25 protein-coding genes are annotated in these 24,037 nt (G+C 70.2%); 19 read left to right on the plus strand and 6 right to left on the minus strand.

Features of this window, described 5'->3' with window-relative positions; translation table 11 throughout:
- Positions 1-97: 97 nt before the first annotated feature.
- Positions 98-1,267 carry a cysteine desulfurase family protein gene (locus tag ACFYQ5_RS06255; protein WP_389193858.1) on the plus strand — a complete coding sequence of 390 codons (1,170 nt, stop codon included), beginning with the start codon at positions 98-100 and terminating at the stop codon, positions 1,265-1,267.
- Here the strand turns inward: ACFYQ5_RS06255 and ACFYQ5_RS06260 are convergent.
- The gene (locus tag ACFYQ5_RS06260; RefSeq protein ID WP_389193861.1) at positions 1,260-1,952 is read right to left on the minus strand and encodes an N-acetylmuramoyl-L-alanine amidase; all 693 of its coding nucleotides are present in this window, start codon (positions 1,950-1,952) and stop codon (positions 1,260-1,262) included. The genes ACFYQ5_RS06255 and ACFYQ5_RS06260 overlap by 8 nt on opposite strands.
- Positions 1,953-2,013: 61 nt before the next feature.
- Between ACFYQ5_RS06260 and mnmA the strand changes: the two genes are divergently transcribed.
- The 4 genes from mnmA (at position 2,014) to ACFYQ5_RS06280 (ending at position 5,494) form a co-directional block, all read left to right on the plus strand.
- Positions 2,014-3,147 carry a tRNA 2-thiouridine(34) synthase MnmA gene (mnmA, locus tag ACFYQ5_RS06265; protein ID WP_389193864.1) on the plus strand — a complete coding sequence of 378 codons (1,134 nt, stop codon included), beginning with the start codon at positions 2,014-2,016 and terminating at the stop codon, positions 3,145-3,147.
- A gap of 110 nt (positions 3,148-3,257) precedes the next feature.
- Positions 3,258-4,517, plus strand: a complete 1,260-nt coding sequence (locus ACFYQ5_RS06270; protein WP_389193867.1) for an ATP/GTP-binding protein — start codon at positions 3,258-3,260, stop codon at positions 4,515-4,517.
- On the plus strand, positions 4,514-5,344 hold the full coding sequence (locus tag ACFYQ5_RS06275) for an RloB family protein (protein ID WP_389193869.1): 831 nt from the start codon (positions 4,514-4,516) through the stop codon (positions 5,342-5,344). Before ACFYQ5_RS06270 ends, ACFYQ5_RS06275 begins: the two co-directional genes overlap by 4 nt.
- 12 nt (positions 5,345-5,356) lie before the next feature.
- A complete protein-coding gene (locus tag ACFYQ5_RS06280; protein ID WP_389193872.1) occupies positions 5,357-5,494 on the plus strand; it encodes a hypothetical protein in 138 nt (45 codons plus the stop codon).
- Between the two features lie 95 nt (positions 5,495-5,589).
- Here ACFYQ5_RS06280 and ACFYQ5_RS06285 read toward each other — a convergent pair whose 3' ends face one another.
- Together ACFYQ5_RS06285 and ACFYQ5_RS06290 are read right to left on the minus strand one after the other, a co-directional pair.
- The gene (locus tag ACFYQ5_RS06285) at positions 5,590-5,793 is read right to left on the minus strand and encodes a DUF397 domain-containing protein (RefSeq protein WP_389193874.1); all 204 of its coding nucleotides are present in this window, start codon (positions 5,791-5,793) and stop codon (positions 5,590-5,592) included.
- 13 nt (positions 5,794-5,806) lie between these two features.
- Positions 5,807-6,661 (minus strand): helix-turn-helix domain-containing protein, encoded by an 855-nt coding sequence (locus ACFYQ5_RS06290; RefSeq protein ID WP_389193877.1) that lies wholly within the window; start codon positions 6,659-6,661, stop codon positions 5,807-5,809.
- Between the two features lie 298 nt (positions 6,662-6,959).
- Between ACFYQ5_RS06290 and ACFYQ5_RS06295 the strand changes: the two genes are divergently transcribed.
- Positions 6,960-7,436 (plus strand): ATP-binding protein, encoded by a 477-nt coding sequence (locus ACFYQ5_RS06295; RefSeq protein ID WP_389193879.1) that lies wholly within the window; start codon positions 6,960-6,962, stop codon positions 7,434-7,436.
- A gap of 77 nt (positions 7,437-7,513) precedes the next feature.
- On the opposite strand, the gene ACFYQ5_RS06300 is transcribed toward ACFYQ5_RS06295, so the two are convergent.
- Together ACFYQ5_RS06300 and ACFYQ5_RS06305 are read right to left on the minus strand one after the other, a co-directional pair.
- On the minus strand, positions 7,514-8,314 hold the full coding sequence (locus ACFYQ5_RS06300; RefSeq protein ID WP_389193881.1) for an alpha/beta fold hydrolase: 801 nt from the start codon (positions 8,312-8,314) through the stop codon (positions 7,514-7,516).
- 61 nt (positions 8,315-8,375) lie between these two features.
- Positions 8,376-8,711: a DUF427 domain-containing protein gene (locus tag ACFYQ5_RS06305; RefSeq protein ID WP_389193884.1), complete on the minus strand. Its 336-nt coding sequence runs from the start codon at positions 8,709-8,711 to the stop codon at positions 8,376-8,378.
- Positions 8,712-8,791: 80 nt separating this feature from the next.
- On the opposite strand from ACFYQ5_RS06305, the gene ACFYQ5_RS06310 reads away from it, so the two are divergent.
- The 13 genes from ACFYQ5_RS06310 to ACFYQ5_RS06370 all read left to right on the plus strand — a co-directional run bounded on the left by ACFYQ5_RS06310 (position 8,792) and on the right by ACFYQ5_RS06370 (position 23,624).
- Entirely contained in the window at positions 8,792-9,331 is a 540-nt protein-coding gene (locus ACFYQ5_RS06310) for a TIGR00730 family Rossman fold protein (protein ID WP_389193887.1), read from the plus strand.
- Positions 9,332-9,346: 15 nt separating this feature from the next.
- Positions 9,347-10,036: an SDR family oxidoreductase gene (locus ACFYQ5_RS06315; RefSeq protein ID WP_389193890.1), complete on the plus strand. Its 690-nt coding sequence runs from the start codon at positions 9,347-9,349 to the stop codon at positions 10,034-10,036.
- Between the two features lie 33 nt (positions 10,037-10,069).
- On the plus strand, positions 10,070-11,095 hold the full coding sequence (locus tag ACFYQ5_RS06320; RefSeq protein ID WP_389193892.1) for a methionine synthase: 1,026 nt from the start codon (positions 10,070-10,072) through the stop codon (positions 11,093-11,095).
- A gap of 57 nt (positions 11,096-11,152) precedes the next feature.
- Positions 11,153-13,348: an NAD-dependent DNA ligase LigA gene (gene ligA, locus ACFYQ5_RS06325; protein ID WP_389193895.1), complete on the plus strand. Its 2,196-nt coding sequence runs from the start codon at positions 11,153-11,155 to the stop codon at positions 13,346-13,348.
- 325 nt (positions 13,349-13,673) lie between these two features.
- Positions 13,674-15,812: a putative bifunctional diguanylate cyclase/phosphodiesterase gene (locus ACFYQ5_RS06330; RefSeq protein ID WP_389193898.1), complete on the plus strand. Its 2,139-nt coding sequence runs from the start codon at positions 13,674-13,676 to the stop codon at positions 15,810-15,812.
- A gap of 319 nt (positions 15,813-16,131) precedes the next feature.
- Entirely contained in the window at positions 16,132-16,428 is a 297-nt protein-coding gene (gatC, locus tag ACFYQ5_RS06335) for an Asp-tRNA(Asn)/Glu-tRNA(Gln) amidotransferase subunit GatC (protein WP_014153935.1), read from the plus strand.
- A gap of 5 nt (positions 16,429-16,433) precedes the next feature.
- Positions 16,434-17,936 (plus strand): Asp-tRNA(Asn)/Glu-tRNA(Gln) amidotransferase subunit GatA, encoded by a 1,503-nt coding sequence (gatA, locus tag ACFYQ5_RS06340; RefSeq protein WP_389193901.1) that lies wholly within the window; start codon positions 16,434-16,436, stop codon positions 17,934-17,936.
- Complete coding sequence (locus ACFYQ5_RS06345) at positions 17,933-18,175, plus strand: hypothetical protein (RefSeq protein ID WP_136329351.1); 243 nt, start codon at positions 17,933-17,935, stop codon at positions 18,173-18,175. Before gatA ends, ACFYQ5_RS06345 begins: the two co-directional genes overlap by 4 nt.
- Before the next feature lie 16 nt (positions 18,176-18,191).
- Positions 18,192-19,700 (plus strand): Asp-tRNA(Asn)/Glu-tRNA(Gln) amidotransferase subunit GatB, encoded by a 1,509-nt coding sequence (gene gatB / locus ACFYQ5_RS06350; RefSeq protein ID WP_389193904.1) that lies wholly within the window; start codon positions 18,192-18,194, stop codon positions 19,698-19,700.
- A gap of 168 nt (positions 19,701-19,868) precedes the next feature.
- Positions 19,869-21,980, plus strand: a complete 2,112-nt coding sequence (locus ACFYQ5_RS06355) for a phosphocholine-specific phospholipase C (RefSeq protein WP_389193910.1) — start codon at positions 19,869-19,871, stop codon at positions 21,978-21,980.
- Between the two features lie 159 nt (positions 21,981-22,139).
- A complete protein-coding gene (locus ACFYQ5_RS06360; protein ID WP_389194275.1) occupies positions 22,140-22,331 on the plus strand; it encodes a hypothetical protein in 192 nt (63 codons plus the stop codon).
- A 28-nt stretch (positions 22,332-22,359) separates the two neighbouring features.
- Positions 22,360-22,914: a GNAT family N-acetyltransferase gene (locus ACFYQ5_RS06365; RefSeq protein ID WP_389193913.1), complete on the plus strand. Its 555-nt coding sequence runs from the start codon at positions 22,360-22,362 to the stop codon at positions 22,912-22,914.
- A 50-nt stretch (positions 22,915-22,964) separates the two neighbouring features.
- Positions 22,965-23,624: a hypothetical protein gene (locus ACFYQ5_RS06370; RefSeq protein WP_389193916.1), complete on the plus strand. Its 660-nt coding sequence runs from the start codon at positions 22,965-22,967 to the stop codon at positions 23,622-23,624.
- Between the two features lie 190 nt (positions 23,625-23,814).
- Here the strand turns inward: ACFYQ5_RS06370 and ACFYQ5_RS06375 are convergent, their stop codons facing one another.
- Complete coding sequence (locus ACFYQ5_RS06375; RefSeq protein ID WP_389193919.1) at positions 23,815-24,012, minus strand: DUF6191 domain-containing protein; 198 nt, start codon at positions 24,010-24,012, stop codon at positions 23,815-23,817.
- Between the last annotated feature and the right edge of the window lie 25 nt (positions 24,013-24,037).

Below are 24,037 nucleotides of genomic sequence, written 5' to 3' on the forward strand. Positions count from 1 at the left end.
GGGGTGCCGGACACGCCGGCCCGGGAGCGTCCGTGCGGCCCGTCACGCGATGCGCCCGGCACGCGCCGCTCCCCGGGCTCGTAGAATCGTCTCCACCATGGCTTACCTCGACCACGCCGCGACCACGCCGATGCTTCCGGAGGCGATCGCGGCGATGACCGCGCAGCTCGCCGTCACCGGGAACGCGTCCTCCCTGCACGCTGCCGGGCGCCGGGCCCGCCGTACCGTCGAGGAGTCCAGAGAGACCCTCGCCGACGCGCTCGGCGCCCGCCCCAGCGAGGTGGTCCTGACCTCCGGCGGTACCGAGGCCGACAACCTCGCCGTGAAGGGCCTCTACTGGGCCCGCCGCGACGCCGACCCCCGGCGCACCCGGGTCCTCGCCAGCCCCGTGGAGCACCACGCCGTCCTCGACGCCGTGGACTGGCTCGCCGAGCACGAGGGCGCCACCGTCGAATACCTCCCGGTCGACGCGCACGGACGTGTCCACCCGGAGGCGCTGCGCGAGGCGCTCGCCCGTGACCCCGACGATGTCGCCCTGGTCACCGTGATGTGGGCCAACAACGAGATCGGCACGATCATGCCGATACGTGAACTCGCCGAGGTGGCGAGCGAGTTCGAGGTCCCCATGCACGCCGACGCGGTGCAGGCGTTCGGGCAGCTGGAGGTCGGCTTCGCCGCTTCCGGGCTGGCCGCCATGACCGTCAGCGCGCACAAGATCGGCGGCCCGTTCGGCATCGGCGCGCTGCTGCTCGGCCGTGACCAGACCCCCGTACCCGTCCTGCACGGCGGCGGCCAGGAGCGGCATGTGCGCTCCGGCACACTCGACGTACCCGCCGTGGCCGCGTTCGCCGTGGCCGGACGGCACGCCGCCGACGGACGCGAGGTCTACGCCCGCGAGATCGGCGCACTCCGCGACGAGCTGGCCGAGGCCGTCCTGAAGGCCGTCCCCGACGCCATCCTCGGCGGCGACCCGGCCCCCGGCGGGCGGCTGCCCGCCAACGCCCACTTCACCTTCCCCGGCTGCGAGGGCGACTCCCTCCTGCTGCTGCTCGACGCCCAGGGCATCGAATGCTCCACCGGGTCGGCGTGCACCGCCGGCATCGCCCAGCCCAGCCATGTGCTCCTGGCCACCGGCACCGACCCCGCGCTGGCCCGCGGCACCCTGCGCTTCTCGCTCGGCCACACCTCCACGCGGCAGGACGTGGAGGAGGTCGCACGAGCCATCGGCCCCGCCGTCGACCGGGCCAGGACGGCAGGGCTCAGCTAGCCCGCGCCCCCTTGGCTCCCGCCGTGGACGCGGCGCGCACCAGCTTCATGTAGCGGGGCCAGTCCCAGTGCGGCCCGGGATCGGTGTGGTCCGTGCCGGGCACCTCGACGTGCCCGATGATGTGCTCGCGGTCCACCGGGATCCCGTGCCGCTCGCATATCTCCGCCGTCAGCCGCGCGGACGACTCGTACATCTTCGCGGTGAAGTCCTGCGGGCGGTCGACGAAGCCCTCGTGCTCGATGCCGATGCTGCGCTCGTTGAACGAGCGGTTGCCCGCGTGGTACGCCACGTCGAGCTCCCGGATCATCTGGGTCACGCGGCCGTTCTGCCCGACGATGTAGTGCGTCGCCGCCTGGTGCGCCGGGTCCTGGAAGACACGGACCGCGCTGGCGAAGCTGCCCTGCGTGACGTGGACGATCACCCGGTCCACGCCGTAGTCGTCGGGGCGGTCGGCGCGCCGCAAGTTCGCCTCGGAGGCCGCGACCCACTTCGCCGGGGCGTAGTCCAGCTCGCCCTCCTTGCGGGGCTTCTCCACACCCGGCACCCGCCACCAGACGCGCCGGATCTCCTCCGTGGCCAGAGCGGCCGTCCCCACGACGGCCACTCCACCTCCGATCAGCAGCGTGCGTCTGCTGACGCCGCGCGATCCGCTTCCGGATCCGCCGGCCATTCCTCTGGTCCCCATGTCGTCGTCAACGCTTATCCGCGCGCATTCGGTTCCCGGGGCCCCGTACTCTGGATGAGCTATGACTCAGACCTCCCAGCGCCCCCTCCGCGTGCTCGCCGCCATGTCGGGCGGAGTCGACTCCGCCGTCGCCGCGGCCCGAGCCGTCGAGGCAGGCCACGACGTGACCGGTGTGCACCTCGCCCTCTCCGCGAACCCGCAGTCCTTCCGTACGGGCGCGCGTGGCTGTTGCACCATCGAGGACTCCCGGGACGCCCGCCGCGCGGCGGACGTCATCGGCATCCCGTTCTACGTATGGGACCTGGCGGAACGCTTCCGCGAGGACGTCGTGGACGACTTCGTCGCGGAGTACGAGGCGGGGCGCACCCCCAACCCCTGCCTGCGCTGCAACGAGAAGATCAAGTTCGCCGCACTGCTCGACAAGGCGCTCGCGCTCGGCTTCGACGCCGTCTGCACCGGCCACTACGCCACCGTCGTCCTCGCCGAGGACGGCAGCCGGGAGCTGCACCGCGCCTCGGACATGGCCAAGGACCAGAGCTACGTCCTCGGCGTCCTGGACGAGAAGCAGCTCGCCCACGCGATGTTCCCGCTCGGCGACACCCTCACCACCAAGGACGAGATCCGGGCCGAGGCCGAGCGCCGGGGCCTGGCGGTCGCGAAGAAGCCCGACAGCCACGACATCTGCTTCATCGCCGACGGCGACACCCAGGGCTTCCTCGCGAACCGCCTCGGCGGCCCGGCGGAGGGTGACATCGTCGACGAGTCCGGTGCGAAGGTGGGCACCCACGAGGGTGCCTTCGGCTTCACCATCGGCCAGCGCAAGGGCCTGCGCATCGGCCACCCCGCCCCGGACGGCAAGCCGCGCTACGTCCTGGACATCTCCCCGGTGAACAACACGGTGACGGTCGGCCCCGTGGAAGCCCTCGACGTCACGGCACTGACCGCGATCAAGCCCCGCTGGTGCGGCACCGCCCCCTCCGGCCCCGGCACGTACACCGCCCAGCTCCGCGCCCACGGCGGCGAGACCGAGGTGACGGCGGAGCTGACCGACGGCACCCTGTCCGTCACGTTCACCGAGCCGGTCCGGGGCGTGGCACCCGGCCAGGCGGTCGTGCTGTACGACGGCACGAGGGTGGTCGGCTCGGCGACGATCGCGACGACGCTGCGCAGGGAGACGGCGGCGGCAGCCGGCTGACCGCTGATGCTGGCACAGCCCCGGCGGCAGTCGTAGGCTGCATCTGCGGATCGTCCGCGAGTGGTGTACGCACGACGGGGCCGCCTCCTCGTCCTGTCGGGAGGCCCAGGGTGCTGCTTCGTTTCCGGGTGGCCAACCACCGATCAATCCGTGATGAATGCGAGCTGTCGCTCATCGGATCGGCATCCGGTGACGGCGATGCCCGAGCGACCGGGCTCCGCCACGAGGGGAATGACGTATCCGCTCTGCCCGTCCTGGGTGTCTTCGGCGCCAATGCCGCAGGCAAGAGCAACATGCTCGGCGCGCTGCACGACATGCGTCAAGCGGTCCGCACGTCGTTCGCGGACTGGACGAAGTCGCCTGGGGTGCCCCGCAAGCCGTTCAAGCTCGACCCGGTGTGCGCGGAGGAGACGAGCTTGTACGAAGTGGATCTCATCCTCGGCCGCACACGGTTCACGTACGGCTTCGAGCTTTCCGATGACCGTGTCGAGGCGGAGTGGCTCCACGCCTATCCTCACGGGCAGCGTGAGACATGGTTCGACCGTGAGGCGGGCCGCCCTGAATCCGACGGCGGCGAGTTCGTCTTCGAGAGCGACGGTTTCACGGGGCGGCGCGACGATCTGGTAGCTCTCACTCGCTCCGATGCCCTGTTTCTTTCCACCGGCGCCACGCTCAACGATCCCCAGCTCGCCGCTCTGCACCGTTGGTTCCTGGACAGTCTGTGGCTCGTGGCTCCGGACGAGGACGTGATGGAACGGACCAAGTGGACCCAAGAGCTCATTGAGCCAGGAGGGAAGCATGACTACCGTGAGCGCGTCCTGCACCTGCTTTCCATCGCCGACCTCGGGATCAGCGGCATGGAGACAGACCCGGAGACGGGCCGCGTTCGACTGAGACACCGGACAGCCGATGGCGGGTACGTCCCTTTGGACTTCCTCACCGAGGAGTCCTTCGGCACACACGCCTGGTTCGCGTTCCTCGGTCCGATGCTCTCGGTGCTCGACAAAGGTGCCGTGCTGCTCGTGGACGAGCTGGACTCCAGCCTGCACCCGACCCTGGCGGCGGAAGTCGTACGGATCTTCCAGGACGCGCAGGCGAACCCCCGCGACGCACAGCTGATCTTCACGACGCACGACGCCACCCTGCTTGGTGAAGATGTACTGGACCGGCCGCTCGGCCGCGACCAGGTCTGGATCGCGGCCAAGGACCGGTCGGGTGCGACGGAGCTGTATCCGCTGACCGCCGCTCACCCGAAGGACGGCGAGAATCTGGAGCGTGGCTACCTACGAGGTCGCTACGGAGGCGTGCCACGGGTCAGTGCGGGGGAGATCGTCCGTGAAGTGTCCTGGCAGGAGAAGGCAACAGCGTGAGCACGTGGGGCGGGCGGCAGGGGCACACCGACGACGAGGGTCAGGCCGATGGGCGCAAGCGGCCGAAGCGAAAAAGCCGTAAGGGCGAGGAGAAGCCCTTGGTGGCACCTGCTCCACCGCTTCCCGCAGATACACGGGCGCAACGGGTGCTCTACGTCGGCTGCGAGGGCGAGTCGACTGAGCCGGACTACCTCAACTACCTCAATGACCGGTTCGGGGACGGCAGTCGCACCGGCGGACGACGGTTCCGTATTCAGCCGGTGTACGCCAGGAACGGGATGACACCGGCACGGGTCGTCACCGCTGTTCAGGCGAAGGCTCAGGAAGACGAGTCCTGGGCCCTGTTCGACCGTGACCAGCACCACGACATTCCCGAGGCTCTGGAGAGAGCGGCAGAGAAGGGCACCGAAGTCTGCTTTTCGCATCCCTCGTTCGACCTGTGGCTGCTGCTCCACTTCCAAGCGTTCGGAGGCAAGCGCAGCGGGAGCAGCAAAGACGTGGTGGACGCGCTGAGACAGGCGGATCCGGCTTTCAAGAACTTCGACAAGAGGAACGACAAGAGCATCAGGGGCGAGCGCCGTACGGCGTTGGAGACGAAGGAGCCCGACGCCGTCAGCTGGGCTCGGAGCATGGTCCGGCAATGTGAGTACGGCACGTGCAGGGTGAAGTCCACCGCGAAGCACCGCCTACCAGGGGACGGTGCTCCCCAGCCGTGCGATCCAATGATCCCGCAATCGGGACACGCCCCTGATTGCCCGGTCCTCGACCGTGACCCGTCCACAGATGTCTGGCGTTTGCTGGTGAGCCTCGGAATCGTGAATACCTGATCAACGGAGCTGTTGCCCGATCCGGGGGCGATCGTCGGCGAGGACTGGCACGCGGAACTCCGGATGGACGACGCGGACAGCATCGTCACGTATCAGCGCACCTGGGCCCTGCTATGCGGGTCGGCTGCCTTCGATGATGACGCCCAGTAGATCATCGCCCGAGTCCAACGCAGCCACTGAGCCTGAGCGGGGCCGGGAGCGGAGCGGCAGCCCTGGCTTCTCGACCGCTCGGGCGACGAGTCGCCTCATGGAGTGTTTGGGCTGACCCCGCCCGCCTTGATGGTGGTCAGCAGCGCCTTCAGGGCGCCGTGGCGAGCAACCAGGGTCGTGCCGGGGCTCTCGCTCTCGCGGAGCGCGACGCCGCTGCCGTCAGCCAATGTGGCTACCTCAACGCAGTTGTTGCCGCCCGCGTCTGAGTAGGACGACTTCACCCAGTGCAGGTCGGACACGTGATGCACCCTCTTACAGCTCTTTGGCGATGGAGTGAATAAAGTCCCTGGACTTGGAAGGAGTCAACGCCACCTGCTCGACCAAGTCCAGTTTGGTTCGGAAGTTGGCCAGTTGAGTAGGTGAGTCGATGAATACTGCCCCGGTCGGTGAGTCCAACTGCACCGTGTCCAAGTGGGGGTTGGGTGCCTCCGCGTAGAGGACGGAAGAGTCCCCGAGGAGCGGGTAACCACCCGCTGCGAACGGGATGACCAGCAACGTTACGTTGGCGCGATCGCAGGCGTCCAACAGGTGTGACAGTTGGGTGCGCGCAGCGCTGCGACCTCCGAGCTGCATCCTGAGCGCGGCTTCGTGGATCACGCCGGAGTACGGGATCGCGTGATCTCCTGTGATCACGGACTGACGGGCCATGCGATGCGCCACCCGAAGTTCGACTTCGAGGCGGGGTAGCGCCGGGACGAAGAGTTCGAAGATGGCACGTGCGTGGTCTTCTGTGTGGAACAGACCGGGCAGGTGTGCTGTCTGAACCGTGCGCAGGCGAACGGCGTAGTGCTCCAGGGCCGACACATCCAGAAAGCCCGGTGGGATTTTGCCTCGGTACTCCTCCCACCAGCCCGTCTTGCGGCCACCTGTCAGTTCCGCCAGTGCATCGATCAGATCTGGTTCGTCGCATTCGTAGATGCTGCTCAGGCGCCGCAGGCGCTCCTCGCTGATTCCGAAGCGCCCGGCCTCCACATTGGAGATGACCGTCCGGTCGGTTCCCAACAGGCCTGCGGCCTCAGGGGCTGTCATGCCCGCTGCCTCTCGGAGCCGTCTCAACTCGATGCCGAATCGGCGCTGAAGGATGGTGGGGGCGTGCCGTGGTGCCATGTGTCGTCCTTGTCCTCTGCTGGGCCCGCGCACAGTGTTTCCGGCAAGAACGCCGGGGTCCACCGGAACAGGGAAGTTAACCCTTCGGAGTGACTTGGTAGCACCGTTATGGGTTCCGCCTCTACTCTTTGTTTAGCGCCACTCACTCACCGTTAGTGATGGAAGTGCACCGATCCGCCCTGCCTGCCCGGGAGCAGGACCGGGCCGGCATTGCCACCGTCGCTCGCGGCGCGGAAAGTTGCAACCACCCCTGGCGCACGCCCGCTTCATCCGCTCGCACGCACCGCAGGAGGTGCCCGTGAGGACCGAACCCGCCTTTCACGCCCCGTACGACTCGTACGACGGCCACCACCCCGCTCCCATCCCGTTCGCCGGCCCCTGGAGTTACGAACTCTCGTTCCCCCGCGACCCTCGTGGCCCGCGCATCGCCCGGACCGTCCTGCGGGCCGTCCTCGACGCGCACGAGCTCTCCGAACTGAGTTATCGGGCCGAGCTGTTGGCCTCCGAGCTCGCCACCAACTCCGTGCGGCACACCCAGGGCCCCGCAGGGGTGCGGCTCCAGTGGCGGCATCCGGTGCTCAGGGTCAGCGTCTGGGACCTCAGCCCGGACCTGCCCGAGCCGTACGCGCCGGCCGTCGGATCCGATGCCGAGGCCGGACGGGGCCTGGCCATCCTCGAACTCGTCGCCGACCGCTGGGGTGGATGCGCCATAGGGGAGGGAGAGTGGGGCTCGGGTGGGAAGACCATGTGGTTCGAGCTGGGGCTCGCCACCTGATCGATCTCTGCTCGGCGTGCGCGGGATACGCCCCGCCCCGCGTCCGACCCCTGTGCGGACGCGGCGGCGAGGCGGGTTCAGGAGGCCCAGCGCAGGAACACGTCCGTGGCGAAGAACTCCGACAGCACCGGCGCGATCGCGTGCGGTGCCAGTTCGCGGGTCTGGCCGGTCAGCGTGCGGTGCCTCGCCCGGGGGATCGCCGCTGCCAGGGCGAGGGTCGTCTCGTGCGCCCGCGCCGTGCTGAAGCCACCGGTCACCACCAGGGTGCGCGCGGTGATCGAGGCGAGCCGGCCGGCGGGGACCGAGCCGTCGCCCAGCAGGGCGTCGTCGTACGCGAGGGTGTGGGCCACCGCTTCCAGGCCGGGCCACAGCGGGGCGCGGCGCATCCGGATGATCGTCTCCTGCGGTACTCCGGTGCGGGACAGGTACAGCTCGACGGCGCCGCCCCGGTCGCCGTTCTCCAGCAGCCGGTGCAGCAGCGTGGTGCAGCGGGACTTGTGCAGGAGCCCGTCGGCGCCGGGTGTGTACGGCGGTTCGTAGACCGCGAGCAGGTCCACGGGCAGCCCCGCAGCCGTCGCCTCCAAGGCCAGCGCCCCGCCCGCCAGCATGCCGAAGAGCGAGACGCGCTCTCCGGTCGCTGCCGCGACCGCCGCCAGGTCCTCGATCTCGCGGAGGGGTGTACACGGTCCGCCGTCGCCGCTCGCCCCGCGCCCCCGGCGGTCGTACGTGACGACCGTGAAACGCGGGGCCAGCAGGGCGGCCAGCGGTGCCTCGTCCGCCGAGGTGCTCAGGGCGCCGCCGACCAGGATCACCGGCGGCCCGTCGCCGCGACGGCGGTACGCGATCGACGTGCCGTCACGGGAGAGAATCTTGTCCATGTGAAGGTGGACTGTCGCGCCCCACGGAACTCATCGCTCAGGCTGAGGAGTTTTTTGACTGTCAGTCGGGAACGACTTCCGTGGCGTAGAAGCAGAAGTGATCCCTGATCGCGGCGACGTCCTCCTTGGGCTCCGGATAGGCCCAGACGAGATCCGCGGCGCCGGGCAGCGACCAGTACGACGCGTCTCCCTTGAAGGGGCAGTGTGTGCGGGTCTCCGAGGCCGTGAGCAGGCCGGTGCGGACGTCCTCGGGCGGCAGGTAGTACCGGTCGGGACAGCCCGTCTCGCGCAGCACCAGCGGGCGGCGGCTCTCGGCGAGCACCTGTCCGTCGTGCACCGCGCGCACGTGCACGGCCTCGGGTCCGACGGTGATCGTGTGTCCTGTGAGGGAGGTCATACCCGGTTCAGCGGAGGGGGAGGCCGGTTTCTTCCCGGCCCGTCTCCTTTCGTTCCCGGGACCGGTCGTACGGTGTCCGCATGAACATCTGTGTCTTCCTCTCCGCCGCCGACCTCGACGACCGCTACACCGTGCCCGCCCGCGAGTTCGCCGAACTGCTGGGCAGGGGCGGGCACACGCTGGTCTGGGGCGGTTCGGAGAGCGGGCTGATGAAGGTCGTCGCCGACGGGGTGCAGGAGTCCGGCGGGCGGCTGGTCGGTGTGTCGGTGGACTTCCTGGCGGCCAAGGCGCGGACGAACGCCGACGAGATGGTGATCGCCAAGGACCTGGCCGAGCGCAAGGCGTTGCTCCTGGAGAAGTCCGACGCGATCGTGATCATGGTCGGCGGGACGGGGACGCTCGACGAGGCGACCGAGATCCTGGAGCTGAAGAAGCACGGCAAGCACACCAAGCCCGTCGTCCTGCTGAACACCGCCGGGTTCTACGACGGCCTGCGCCAGCAGTTCCAGCGCATGGAGGACGAGGGCTTCCTGCCGGTCCCGCTCACCGACCTGGTCTTCTTCGCGAAGGACGGCGTCGGAGCGCTGGCCTACCTGGAGGAGTCGGCCGGCCTGCAGTGATGCGAGCATGAGGGCATGCCTACTCACCTCATCACCGGTGCCGGTTCCGGCATCGGCGCGGCCGTCGCCCGCCGTCTCCTGGAACGCGGCGACGAACTCGTGCTGCTGGCCCGGGACGCGGGACGCGCCAAGGAACTGGCCGCGCTGCACCCCGGGGCCCGCACGCTCGTCGGCGACCTCGGCAACCCCGACCGGCTCTCCTGGGCGTTCGGGCAGCAGCCGATGCCCGAACGCCTCGACTCGCTGCTGCACATCGCGGGCGTCGTCGAGCTCGGCAGGATCGGCGACCTCACTCCGAAGGCCTGGCACTTCCAGCTCAACGCCAACCTCGTCGCCCCGGCCGAGCTGACGCGCCTGCTGCTTCCGCAACTGCGCGTCGCCCACGGCCACGTCGTCTTCGTGAACTCCGGCGCAGGGCTCGCCGCCCACGCCGAGTGGGGGGCGTACGCCGCCAGCAAGCACGGGCTCAAGGCGCTCGCCGACTCGCTGCGCCACGAGGAGCACGGCAACGGGATCAGGGTCACCTCCGTCTACCCGGGCCGTACCGCCAGCCCCATGCAGGCCAAGGTCCACCAGCAGGAGGGCAAGGAATACGACGCCTCGCGCTGGATCGACCCGGAGTCGGTGGCCACCACGATCCTGCTGGGGCTCGACCTGCCGAGGGACGCCGAGATCAACGACCTGACGGTCCGCCCCGGCCGCTGAGGCTCCGCGCCCCGGGGCCCGTAGGCTTCCGACGTGAGCGAGAAGAGCGGGTTCAGCACGAGTGCGGCCACCGGGATCGGTTCCATGCCGGGGGGAGACGCCCGGGAGGCGGCCAGAACCGTCACCGGGTCCTTCGCCGACGGCCAGGGCATGCCCCATCTGGCGGAACTGCCGGCGCGGGGCCCCGGCGCGGACATGACCGGGCGGACCATCGGTCTGCTCGTCGAGATGTACGGCCATGTGGAGCCCAGCGGCTGGCGGATCAGCGACCGCCCGGGCCGCGACACCCGCCGGGCCCGGTCCTGGCTCGGTGAGGACCTCGACGCGCTGGAGGAGTTCACCCAGGGGTACGAGGGACTGCTCAAGGTCCAGGCCGTCGGACCCTGGACCCTCGCGGCGGGACTGGAACTGCGGGGTGGCGAGGCCATGCTCGGCGACCCGGGGGCCTGCCGCGACCTGGCGGGCTCGCTGGCCGAGGGGCTGCGCTCGCACCTCGCGGAGGTGCGGCGCAGGATCCCCGGCGCCGAGGTCGTGCTCCAGCTCGACGAACCTTCCCTCACCGCCGTACTGCTGGGGCGGGTCAGGTCGGCGAGCGGCTACCGCACCTACCGTGCCGTGGACCGCCAGATCGTCGAGGGGACCCTGCGCGATCTGCTTGCGGTCAACGGCGAGAGCCCCACGGTCGTCCACTCGTGCGCCCCCGAGGTGCCCTTCGCGCTGCTGCGGCGCGCCGGGGCGGGCGGAATCTCCTTCGACTTCTCCCTGCTCACCGAGCGTGAGGAGGAGGCGATCGGGGAAGCCGTCGAAGGCGGTACCCAGCTCTTCCTCGGCGTGGTTCCCGGCCTCGACGCCGCCTCGGACGCATTGTCGGACCCGGGCGGTAGCGTCGAAGGGGTCAGGACGTTGTGGAGCAGGCTGGGGCTGAATCCGGGGACTCTCAGAGAGTCCGTCGTGATCACCCCGTCCTGTGGGCTGGCGGGAGCGTCACCCGCGTACGCGCGCGCCGCGCTCGCCCACTGCGCCCGGGCCGCGAGGTCGCTCGCGGACAACCCTGAGTAACGGGTCGACGAGGCCGAAGAGGCCGAACAGTCAACGGGGCAACGGAGGAAACAGGCGATGGCCGGCGAAGAGCAGGCGCAGCAGCTGACCGGTGTGCCGGCGGGAGTGCAGGAAGAGCACGCACTTCTCGCCGAGCAGATCGAGGAGCACCGCTTCCGGTATTACGTGAAGGACCAGCCGGTCGTCGACGACGCCGAGTTCGACCGGCTCATGCGCGCGCTGGAGGCCATCGAGGACGAGCACCCCGAGCTGCGCACACCGGACTCGCCGACCCAGAAGGTCGCGGGCCCCTACACCACGGAATTCACCTCCGTCGAGCACCGCGAGCGTCTGCTGTCCCTGGACAACGCCTTCGACGACCTGGAGCTCGCGGCCTGGGCCGAGCGGGTGGCCAAGGACGTGGGCAGGGGCGGGTACCACTTCCTGTGCGAGCTCAAGGTGGACGGCCTCGCCGTCAACCTCACCTACGAGCACGGCAGACTGACCCGCGCGGCGACCCGCGGCGACGGGCGCACGGGGGAGGACATCACCCCCAACGTCCGCACGATCGCTGAGATCCCGCTCCGCCTCAAGGGCGACCGGATCCCCGCGCTCGTCGAGATCCGCGGCGAGGTCTTCTTCCCCATGGAGGCATTCGAGGGGCTCAACGCCCGGCTGGTGGAGGCCGGCGACAAGCCCTTCGCCAACCCGCGCAACGCGGCGGCCGGATCGCTGCGCCAGAAGGACCCCAAGGTCACCGCGGGCCGCCCGCTCCACATGGTGGTGCACGGCATCGGCGCCCGCGAGGGCTTCGGCATCGACCGGCTCTCCGAAGCGTACGACCTGCTGAGGGAGTGGGGCCTGCCGACCGCCAAGCACAACAAGGTGGTCGAATCCCTCGACGAGGTGCGGGAGTTCATCACCTACTTCGGCGAGAACCGCCAGTCCGTCGAGCACGAGATCGACGGCGTCGTCATCAAGCTCGACGAGATCCCGCTCCAGGGCAGGCTGGGCTCCACCTCGCGCGCGCCGCGCTGGGCGATCGCCTGGAAGTACGCGCCGCAGGAGGTCAACACCAAGCTGGTCAACATCCGGGTCGGCGTCGGACGCACCGGCCGGGTCACGCCGTACGCCCAGGTCGAACCGGTCGAGGTGGCGGGATCCGAGGTCGAATTCGCCACCCTGCACAACCAGAACGTGGTGAAGGCCAAGGGCGTCCTCATCGGCGACACGGTGGTGCTCCGCAAGGCGGGCGACGTCATCCCGGAGATCCTCGGACCGGTCGTCGATCTGCGCGACGGCAGCGAGCGGGAGTTCGTCATGCCGTCCGAGTGCCCCGAGTGCGGGACCGCGCTGCGCCCCATGAAGGAGGCCGACATCGACCTCCGCTGTCCCAACGCCCGTTCCTGCCCGGCCCAGTTGCGGGAGCGGCTGGCCTATCTCGCAGGCCGTAAGTGTCTGGACATCGACCACTTCGGGTATGTGGCCGCCGCTGCCCTGACCAAGCCGCTGGAACCGGCCGAGCCACCGCTGCTGGACGAGGGGGACCTCTTCGGCCTGACGGTGGAGCAGCTTCTGCCGATCCGGGCGTACGTCCTGGACGCGGACAGCGGGCTGCCCAAGCGCGACCCGAAGACGGGCGAGGAGAAGATCGCCACGGTCTTCGCCAATCAGCAGGGGGAGCCGAAGAAGAACGCCCTCGGCATGCTGGAGGGCATCGCGGCGGCCAGACAGGCCCCGCTCGCCCGGATCCTCACCGGCCTCTCGATCCGTCATGTGGGACCGGTGGCGGCCGTCGAGCTGGCCCGGCAGTTCCGGTCCGTCGACCGGATCGACGAGGCGTCCGAGGCGGAGCTGGCCGCGGCCGACGGGGTGGGACCCATCATCGCCGCCTCGGTCAAGCAGTGGTTCGCCGAGGACTGGCACCGCGAGATCCTGCGCAAGTGGCGGGAGGCCGGGGTCCGGATGGAGGACGAGGGGGCGGGTGAGGACGAGGGTCCGCGGCCGCTGGAGGGACTCACCGTCGTGGTCACCGGCACGCTGACCGCGCACACCAGGGACGGTGCGAAGGACGCGCTCCAGAGCCGCGGGGCGAAGGTCACCGGATCCGTGTCCAAGAAGACCTCCTTCGTGGTGGTGGGCGACAATCCGGGGTCGAAGTACGACAAGGCGATGCAGCTGAAGGTGCCCGTCCTCGACGAGGAGGGCTTCGCCGTACTCCTCGAACAGGGGCCGGACGCGGCCCGGGAGGCCGCCGTCCCCGCCGAGGCGTGATCGACGCGCGATCGAGGCGCGATCGAGACGGTGGTGACGCGTGGTCATGAGCGAGGAGGGAAGTAACGGACGAGGCGGACGACACGAGGGCCGGGAGACCCGGCCCGCCCCGCCGGCATCACCCGTTCGGCACTTATCAGACAGTGAGGGAAGTCAGGGCCGCATTCGGGCAACACCTGCAGAGCGCTGCCCGTGGAGGCCCTCGTCGGCCTACTGTTGAACGAGCCCCTGCCGTGCCCGCCCGCGTGGTGGGATGTGGGTCGTGGTGGCATGGGAGCAGGGTTCACCATGGGACATCGGCACCGCCGGCTGTGAGAGGGACGGAATGAAACCGACCGAGAGCGCCGCACCGGTGTCGCGGCTGCAAGGTTTCGTGGGCCTCACGTCCAAAGTGGGCGCCGTCGTCGTGGCGGTCGCCGTGGTGCAGCTCGCGACCGGCTTCTACCGGACGGTCCACGACGGCCACGCGCTCTTCCCCGGCGGCACCGCGGGCTGGTCGCTCGCCCTGCTCACCGGAATCATCGTGGGCCATCTGGTCGCCCTCGGGCGCGACCGTTGGTGGGGCGGCACCGGTTCCGGCGCCGCCCTCACCCTTTCCGTCCTGCTGCTCTACGGCTGGGTGGCCGCCTGGCTGGTCAGCCTCGTCGTCGTGGTGCTCGTCGGTACGGCCAGACGCCACCGGTGGTGGCAGGGGGTGCTGCACGGGGCGGTGGACATACTCGGCATCGGGGCGGCCGCGCTCGTCCTGTCCGCCTTCGGCGAGGTGTCGAGCGTCGAGATGCCGTGGCACCCGCTCCGCTGGGGCGTCGACGCCGCACCGAAGGTACTGCTCGCCGCAGGCGCGTATCTCCTCGTCACCCGCTTCCTGCTCTGGTACGCCAGGGCGTCCCAGAGCGGCGGGCTGCCCACGATCGCGCGCACCGCACTGCTGCGCCAGGGCCTCGTCGCGGTCGCCCTGCTCGGCATCGCCCCCCTGATCTGTGTGGTGGCGTCGGCCAAGCCCGTACTGCTGCCGCTCTTCGCCGTCCCGCTGATCGCCCTGGACTCCACGCTCTGGATCGCTCGCGCACGGGCCGAGGAACAGCTGAGGGATCCGCTCACCGGCCTGCCGAACCGCCAGTGGCTCCTGGAGAGGACCTGGACGGCGCTCGAGGAGGCCGATGGCACGGGCACCAGATCCGCACTCGTCCTCATCGACCTCGACCGCTTCCGGGCCGTCAACGACACCCTCGGCCATCTCGCGGGGGACCGGCTCCTGCTGCAGATAGCGGAGCGGCTGCGGCTCGCCCTGCCGCGCGGTGCGGAGGCCGCGAGGCTCGGCGGCGACGAGTTCGCCGTGCTGCTGCCGACCGCGGAATCGGCCACCAGTGCCCAGCGCATCGCCCGTCATCTGGTCGCCGCACTCTCCTCACCCCTCGACCTCGACGGACTCACACTGGTGCTGGAGGCGAGCGCGGGGGTCGCCGTCCACCCCGACCACGCGCTGGACGCCGAAGGACTGCTCAGGCGGGCCGACGTGGCCATGTACCAGGCCAAGCGGGACCGTACGGGCGTGGAGGTCTACGAGTCCAAGCGGGACAGCAACACCCCGGACCGGCTCGGCCTGCTGGGCGATCTCCGCCGGGCCCTCGACGCCCGCGAGGTGGAACTCCACTACCAGCCCAAAGTCCGGTTCGACGGCCAGGTGGCCGGCCTCGAAGCGCTGGTGCGCTGGGTGCATCCGGAGCGCGGCCGGGTCCCCCCGGACGAGTTCATCGCGATCGCGGAGTCCTCCGGACTGATGCCCCACCTCACCGAGTACGTACTGGAGACCGCGCTGGCCCAGGTGGCCCGGTGGCGGGCGCAGGGGCTGTTCGTTCCCGTCGCGGTCAACGTCTCGCCGCGCGACGTCCACACCCCCGGCTTCGCGGGCAGCGTCGCCGCACGCCTCGCCAGGCACGGCGTTCCGGCCGGCGCGCTGCAACTGGAGATAACCGAGCACGTCCTGCTGGAGGACCCGCAGCGGGCCGCCGACACGCTGGCGGCGCTGACCGGGCACGGGGTGAAGATGTCCCTCGACGATTTCGGCACCGGCTACTCCTCCCTCGTCCACCTGCGCAAACTGCCGGTCAGCGAACTCAAGATCGACCGGTCGTTCGTGGCACGGCTGGCCGTGGACCATGAGGACGCCGAGATCGTCCGCTGCACCATCGACCTGGCCCATTCGCTCGGACTGATCGTCGTCGCCGAGGGCGTCGAGGACGACGAGACCTGGGAGCGGCTGCGGGACCTGAGCTGCGACGCGGTGCAGGGGTGGCTGGTGGCGGCCGCGATGCCGCCGCAGGAGACGACGGCCTGGCTGCGGGCGCGTGGCGAGCACGGCTGGCGGCGGCCGGCGGAGCGGGAGGCCGCGCCGGCGGCGGCACCCGAACCGGCGCCGAGGTCCGCGGGGCGTGCGCTGAATCCCGGCCCGGCCACGGCCTGAGGCCCTGGGCGGTGCGGACGAAGGGCCACCCCGTGGCCGTTTTGTCCTCAATCGGTGGCCGGGCTCGATCCGCTCGCCACAGAGGTGTCCGGCGACCCCATAGGATTGGGGGTCGGTGGCACATTTCCACCTGCCGCGCGACGCCTGGCACGCACGCTCGCCGCGTTGCCGAAACGCCCACGTGGCTCCGCCACGAGGGCGCTCCGGCGCCTTGCGATCGCACGCACCATACGCCGCGCGGCCCGTTCTCCGGACGGACGGTGGAAATGTGCCACCGACCCCCAGCCAAAACCACACACCAAACCCTGAGGATCGCTGCATGCCTGGCATCACGCGCGAGGAGGTCGCCCACCTCGCCCGGCTGGCGCGTCTGGAGCTGAAGGGCGAAGAGCTCGAGCACTTCGCCGGTCAGCTCGACGACATCATCGGCGCGGTCGCCCGCGTCTCCGAGGTCGCCGACCAAGACGTACCGCCGACCTCCCACCCGCTGCCGCTGACCAACGTCATGCGCGCGGACGAGGTCCGTCCGTCGCTCACCCCCGAGCAGGCGCTCTCCGGCGCCCCGGCCCAGGAGCAGCAGCGTTTCAAGGTGCCGCAGATCCTGGGGGAGGACTAACAGCCATGACGGACATCAGCACCATCATCAAGCTCACCGCGGCCCAGATCGCCGCGAAGATCGCCTCCGGCGAGCTGACGGCCGTCGAGGTCACCGAGGCCCACCTGGCCCGGATCGACGCCATCGACGAGAAGGTCCACGCCTTCCTGCACATCGACCGCGAGGGCGCGCTCGCGCAGGCCCGTGCCGTCGACGCCAAGCGTGAGGCGGGCGAGAAGCTCGGCCCGCTGGCCGGCGTCCCGCTCGCGCTCAAGGACATCTTCACCACGCGGGACATGCCGACCACGGTCGGTTCGAAGATCCTCGAGGGCTGGGTCCCGCCGTACGACGCGACCCTCACCAAGAAGCTGAAGGCGGCCGACGTCGTCATCCTCGGCAAGACCAACATGGACGAGTTCGCCATGGGGTCCTCCACCGAGAACAGCGCCTACGGCCCCACCGGCAACCCCTGGGACCTCACCCGCATCCCGGGCGGCTCCGGCGGCGGCTCCTCCGCCGCGCTGGCCTCCTTCGAGGCGCCGCTCGCCATCGGCACGGACACCGGCGGCTCCATCCGCCAGCCCGCCGCCGTCACCGGCACCGTCGGCGTCAAGCCCACCTACGGCGGCGTCTCCCGCTACGGGATGGTCGCCTTCTCGTCCTCTCTCGACCAGGGCGGCCCCTGCGCCCGTACGGTCCTGGACGCGGCGCTGCTCCACGAGGTCATCGGCGGACACGACCCGCTCGACTCGACGTCCATCGACGCGCCGGTCCCGCCGGTCGTCGAGGCCGCGCGCAACGGCTCCGTGCAGGGCATGCGCGTCGGTGTGGTCAAGCAGTTCGCGGGTGAGGGCTACCAGGCCGGAGTCGTCCAGCGGTTCAACGAGTCGGTCGAGCTGCTGAAGTCCCTCGGCGCCACGATCGTCGAGCTGGACTGCCCGTCCTTCGACCTCGCCCTTTCGGCGTACTACCTGATCGCGCCGTCCGAGTGCTCCTCGAACCTGGCGCGCTTCGACGCCATGCGTTACGGCCTGCGGGTCGGCGACGACGGCACGCGCTCCGCCGAGGACGTCACCGCCCTCACGCGCGAGGCCGGCTTCGGCGACGAGGTCAAGCGCCGCATCATCCTCGGTACGTACGCGCTCAGCTCCGGCTACTACGACGCGTACTACGGCTCGGCGCAGAAGGTCCGCACCCTCATCACCCAGGACTTCGAGAAGGCGTTCGAGCAGGTGGACGTCATCGTCTCGCCGACGACGCCCACCACCGCCTTCCCCATCGGCGAGCGCGCCGACGACCCGATGGCGATGTACCTCGCGGACCTGTGCACCATTCCGACCAACCTCGCCGGCAACTCCGCCATGTCGCTGCCCTGCGGCCTGGCCCCGGAGGACGGCCTGCCGGTCGGGCTGCAAATCATCGCCCCCGCCATGAAGGACGACCGGCTGTACAAGGTCGGAGCAGCCGTCGAGGCCGCTTTCGTGGAAAAGTGGGGGCACCCGCTGCTTGAGGAGGCTCCGTCGCTATGAGCGCAATGGCTAAGAAGGCCAAGAACTTCAAGAAGTCCAAGTCCGGCGTGTACGTGTCCCTGGGCACCACCGCCTTCGGCGCGCTCAGCGTCGTCAAGCAGGCGAGGATGGCCCGCCAGGACAACGACACGCTGCGGCTGATCGACGCCGCCGTATCCGCCGCCGCGATCGTGACCGGGCTCGCGATCCTCTACCGCGAGCTCAAGCGTCTCGGCGACGACGACGTCCTGCTGGGCTGAGAGGGAAAGTTTCATCGTGACTGTCATCGACCTGGAGTCGTACGAGGATGCCCTCGCGACGTACGACCCCGTCATGGGCCTCGAGGTCCATGTGGAGCTCGGCACCAGGACCAAGATGTTCTGCGGGTGCTCCACCGAACTCAAGCAGGACGCCAACTCGCAGACCTGTCCGGTCTGCCTCGGACTGCCGGGCGCGCTCCCGGTCGTCAACGAGATCGGCGTCGAGTCCGCCATCAAGATCGGGCTCGCGCTGAACTGCGAGATCGCCGAGTGGTGCCGCTTCGCCCGGAAGAACTACTTCTATCCGGACATGCCGAAGAACTTCCAGACCTCCCAGTACGACGAGCCGATCGCCTTCAACGGCTATCTGGACGTCCAGCTGGAGGACGGCGAGATCTTCCGTGTGCAGATCGAGCGCGCCCACATGGAGGAGGACACCGGCAAGTCGACGCACGTCGGCGGTGCCACCGGCCGTATCCACGGCGCCTCCCACTCGCTGCTCGACTACAACCGCGCGGGCATCCCGCTCATCGAGATCGTCACCAAGCCGATCGAGGGAGCCGGCGCACGCGCCCCCGAGGTCGCCAAGGCGTACGTCGCCGAGCTCCGCGAGCTCATCAAGGCGCTCGGCGTCTCGGAGGCCCGGATGGAGATGGGCCAGATGCGCTGCGACGTCAACCTGTCGCTGCGCCCCCACGGCACCGAGAAGTTCGGCACGCGCTCCGAGACGAAGAACGTCAACTCGCTGCGCTCCGTCGAGCGTGCCGCCCGCTTCGAGATCCAGCGTCACGCCGCGGTGCTGAACTCCGGCGGGACGATCGTGCAGGAGACCCGGCACTTCCACGAGGAGGACGGCTCCACCACGGCCGGCCGCATCAAGGACAACGCCGAGGACTACCGCTACTTCCCCGAGCCCGACCTGGTGCCGGTCGCGCCGGCCCGTGCCTGGGTCGAGGAGCTCCGCAAGGGGCTTCCCGAGCTGCCCCGGCTGCGCCGCAAGCGGCTGAAGGAGGAGTGGGGTGTCAACGAGCACGACATGCAGTCCATCCTCAACGCGGGCGCGGTCGACCTGATCGTCGCCACGACGGACGAGGGCGCTCCCTCCGACCAGGCCCGCAAGTGGTGGATGGGCGAGCTCGCCCGTAACGCCAACGAGACCGGCCGCAGCCTGGACGAGCTGCCGGTCACCCCGGCGCAGGTCGCCCGGGTGGCTGAGCTCGTCACCTCCGGCGACCTCAACGACAAGCTGGCGCGCCAGGTCCTCGAAGGCGTCCTCGCGGGCGAGGGCGACCCGGACACCGTCGTCGAGAAGCGCGGCCTGAAGGTCGTCTCCGACGAGGGCGCGCTGGGCACGGCCGTCGACGAGGCCATCGCGGGCAACGCGGCGATCGCCGACAAGATCCGTGGCGGCAAGGTCGCCGCGGCCGGTGCGCTCGTCGGTGCGGTCATGAAGGCGACTCGCGGCCAGGCGGACGCGGCGCGCGTGCGTGAGCTGATCCTGGAGAAGCTCGGCGTCGAGGGCTGATCCCCGACACGCCCTGGGGGCGGTGCACCCGTTGACCGGGTGCACCGCCCCTTTTCCGTACACCCGCGACAGCCTGTAGGACGTTCACCGCCAGTCCGTACGGCGGTCTTCCCGTCGCCACCCGGCGTGATTAGTTTCCAGCCGTAGACACGGAATCGGGAGGCTTACTTGACCACGGACATGTCACGGCGGCGGCTCTTCGCGCTCGGGGGCGGAGCCCTCGGCGCGGCGACGGCGGGATCGTTCCTGCCCCCGTCGCTCCAGGCGGCGATCGCCGCACAGCCCGCGGCCGAGCGGTCCGGTGGTGCGGGGCTGGACGCCATCGAGCACGTGGTGATCCTGATGCAGGAGAACCGTTCCTTCGATCATTACTTCGGGACGCTGCGCGGGGTACGCGGCTTCGGCGACCGCAACGCGATCGAACTTCCCTCCGGCAGGCCCGTCTTCGAACAGCCGGGGCCGCTGGGTGCGACCGTGCTGCCGTTCCCCGTGCGCGAGGCCGCGGAAACGCAGAAGGAGGACCTGCAGTACATCGGCGCCCTCGACCACTCGTGGAGTGGCGGCGCCACGGCATGGGCCGACGGCTGGATGAACGGCTGGGTCACCGCGAAGACCGCCGCGACCATGGCGTACTACGACCGCGGCGACATCCCGCTGCACTACGAACTCGCCGACACCTTCACGGTCTGCGACGCCTACCACTCCTCGATCCACACCTCCACCAGCCCGAACCGCAACCACCTGTGGAGCGGGAAGACGGGCAACGAGCCGAGCGGCGAGCGGGCCGTGGGCAACGACGCGTACGACGAGGGCACCCACCCCGGATACGACTGGGGCACGTACGCCGAGCGGTTGGAGAAGGCCGGGCGCAGCTGGAAGACGTACACCGAGTGGGAGAACTTCACCGACAACCAGATCGAGTTCTTCGCCACCTTCAAGGCCGTCGCGCGCAAGGCCCTGGCGAGGACCGACGGACACACCTACATGGAGTCCTTCTACGCCACCGTGCGCGACGCGGACGGGACCGCCGAGCGGGAGCGGCTGCTCGGCCTGCTCGACGAGGGCGTCGCCGCCCTGACGGCGGCCGAGCGCAGCCTGTTCGAGCGAGGGCTGCGCCGGGTCGGGACGGGCACGCTCGCCGACGAGTTCGCCGCGGACGTGGCCGCGGGAACGCTGCCCGAGGTCTCCTACCTGGTCCCGTCGGCGGTGGACTCCGAGCACCCGAGCGTCTCCTCGCCGGTGCACAGCGCGACGATCGTCTACAAGGTCCTGGACGCACTCGGTAGGAACCCCGATGTGTGGCGGCGCACCGTCGTCCTCATCACCTACGACGAGAACGACGGATTCTTCGACCACGTGCCGCCGCCGGTCCCGCCCGCTGAGGTGACCGAGGAGCACTGGGAGGGCAAGCCCACCGGGCTCGGCGTACGGGTCCCGCTGCTGGTCGTCTCCCCGTGGACGGTCGGTGGATACGTCTGCTCCGAGGTCTTCGACCACACCTCCGTGATCCGCCTCCTGGAGCGCTGGACGGGGGTGAGGGAACCCAACATCGGTGACTGGCGGCGTCAGGTCACCGGCGACCTCACCTCGGCCTTCGACTTCACCCGTGCGCGGCGGCAGCCGGAGACGGAGCGCCCCGCCGCGATCCCGCCGTTCGGCGGTCGCTGGCAGCCGAAGCCGCCGGCCGTCCAGCACATGCCCGGCCAGGAGACGGGCGCCCGCCCTGCCCGGCCCCTGCCCTACCAGCCCGACGCGCAGGCGAAGCGCGTGGACGGCGGGCTGCGGCTGGACCTCAGCAACACCGGCAAGTCCTCCGCGCACTTCACGCTCTACCCGTACGCGCGGGAGTTCCCCGCTCCGCAGCACCGGGACGTCAGGGGCTCGGCCCGGTGGACGGTGCCGCTGAGCGGAGGGGGGTACCGCTTCACGGTCACCGGGCCGAACGGCTTCCGGCGGGAGTTCGAGGGAGCGTCCGACGGCGCCGCGGAACTCTCCTCCCGCATCGACGCCCACGAGCGGGACCTGCATCTCACGCTGCGCAACAACGGCAGGCGGACGCTGACCTACACCGTGCGGCCCCTCGGATACGTCGACGAGGACGACCTGCGGGACTGGTCCCGGACGGTCAAGGTCAAGCCGGGGCGCAGCCGTACGGTCGTGCATTCGGCCGCCGACGCCCACGGCTGGTACGACCTCGAGGTGACGGCCGACGAAGCGGGCTCCTTCCGGCGCCGGCTGATGGGCCACATCGAGAACGGCAGGGCGAGCGTCTCCGGCTGACGGGCGGGAGGCGGGGGCGGGCGGTGACGAGGTGCCGACCGCGCGACGGAGGGGGCGAAGTCAAGCCATGTGACCATGCCCACGAAAGCGGCAAAAGGTCACGAACGGCTGACAGAGTGAGCCTCTCAGGTCATGCGACTTCGTGGGATGTCTCCCGTCATGTCCCCCACCGCCTACGCGACGGTCACCTTGCACCTGCTCGGGGGCGCGAACTGGTGGCTGCCCGCCCGGCTGGACCGGCTGCTTCCGCGCATCAGCATCGAGCCGCCGGACCGCACCGCACCGCGTGCGAAAATCCCGAGGGAACGCACCGACGACGCCGTCCGGACCGTCGCTCAGCGCGTCCACTGAGACGTCACGACGACGAGGGAGAGTCACTGTGTTCACGGTGCCACTCGGGGATGACGGTGCGGAGCTCCGCCCGCTCGAGCCCTGGCAGGCCGAGGAGTTCCTGGCACACATGGACCGGGCGCGCGCCCTGGTCGACCCCTGGATCCCGTTCGCCGCAGCTGCCACGGACCTCACCTCCGCACGGGCGCTGCTCCAGCGGTACGCCGACAAACAGGCGGCCGACACCGGCCGGCTCTACGGCATCTGGCTGGACGGCACGCTGGTCGGTGGCGTCCTGTTCCGCGTATTCGAGGCGGAGGCCGGCAACTGCGAGATCGGCTGCTGGCTGGAGGCCGCCGCGGAGGGCCGGGGCCTGGTGACCCGGGCGTCACGGAAGCTGATCGACTGGGCCGTCGGCGTACGGGGCATGCACCGGGTGGAGTGGATCGCGTCCTCCGCCAACACCCGCAGCGTCGCGGTGGCCGAGCGGCTCGGTATGACCCGCGAAGGTGTGCTGCGCGAGGCCTATCCGTACCGCGGCAAGCGCCACGACGAGGAGATCTGGGCCGTCCTGGCCCCCGAATGGCGCAAGGGGCAGGGCTGAGGCGCTCAGTGTTAAGGAGGTTCTCATGGAGGACCCCTAGCGTGCGGCGCATGAACACCTCCCCCACCACCGCGACCACTGACGACACCGAGAAGAAGGCGGCCGACGGGACCGCCACCGAGCCGGACGTGACGAAGAAGGCGAGCTCCACGGAAGACGCCGTTCCGGCCGACGCCGCACCGGGCGTGACCACGTCGGACGTGACCGCGATGGACGTGGCCGCGACCGACGCAGCCGCGGAGGACGGCCTGGAGACCGATCTGGAGCCCGACCCCTACGACGAGGCCGAGGCCGCCGCGGCCGCCGGGGTCGGAACCGGAGCCGCCTCCGTCGTGGCCGCCGGGCTCGGCATCGTCTCGCTCTCGGGCGCGTGGACCGGCCGCGTCGCCGCTGAGCGCGAGACGCTGATCGGCCAGATCGAGACCTCCGGCGGCGGCGGCAGCGCCACCCAGCAGATCTCCGAACTCTACGGCGACGCCTGGCACAGCACGGCCCTCGTCAACGGGCTCTTCGCGTTGCTCGCGCTGCTCGTCGGCATCTTCGTCCTGGTCCGGCCCTCCTTCGGCACCCCCTCTCTCCACCCCCAGGCCGGCTGGATCCGCTCCGTCGCCGTGGCGGGCATCGCTCTGGGAGCGCTCGGACTGCTGATCTCCGTAGGCATGTACTTCGACCTCTTCGTCGCCATGCCGTCCGCACCGGCTGGGGGCTGAGGCCCCGGCGGCAGCCGGCTGAGGCATCCGTCGTCCGGGCCTGAGGCCCCCCGCCCGCAGAGATGCGGCACTCGCCCGATGCGGCGGCATCCCCTGGCGCACGAGAGTGGGGGCACGGCAAGAAGCCGTGCCCCCACTCTCGGTACCGCACCAGCGGTGGGGTGAGAGAGGGGCCGTAGGGGTCCCGCTCTCAACCGCCGGGCCCGTCGTGGTCCTGGTCGTCCTCGGGCGGTGGCCGGCGGAGCGTCACCCTGCCGGACGTGAGGTCTATCGGGCCGCGCGCCGGGTCGCCGATGCCCAGGTCCACCCGGCTCAGCTCCAGCCGCTTCTGCTCCTCGGCCGTGTGCTTACGGCCCGGCGCGAACAGCTCCTCGAAGAAGTTGAACACGTGCCGTGCTCCCTCCGACTCCGCC

This window comes from Streptomyces sp. NPDC005794 (genome assembly GCF_042871445.1).
Classification (GTDB): domain Bacteria; phylum Actinomycetota; class Actinomycetes; order Streptomycetales; family Streptomycetaceae; genus Streptomyces.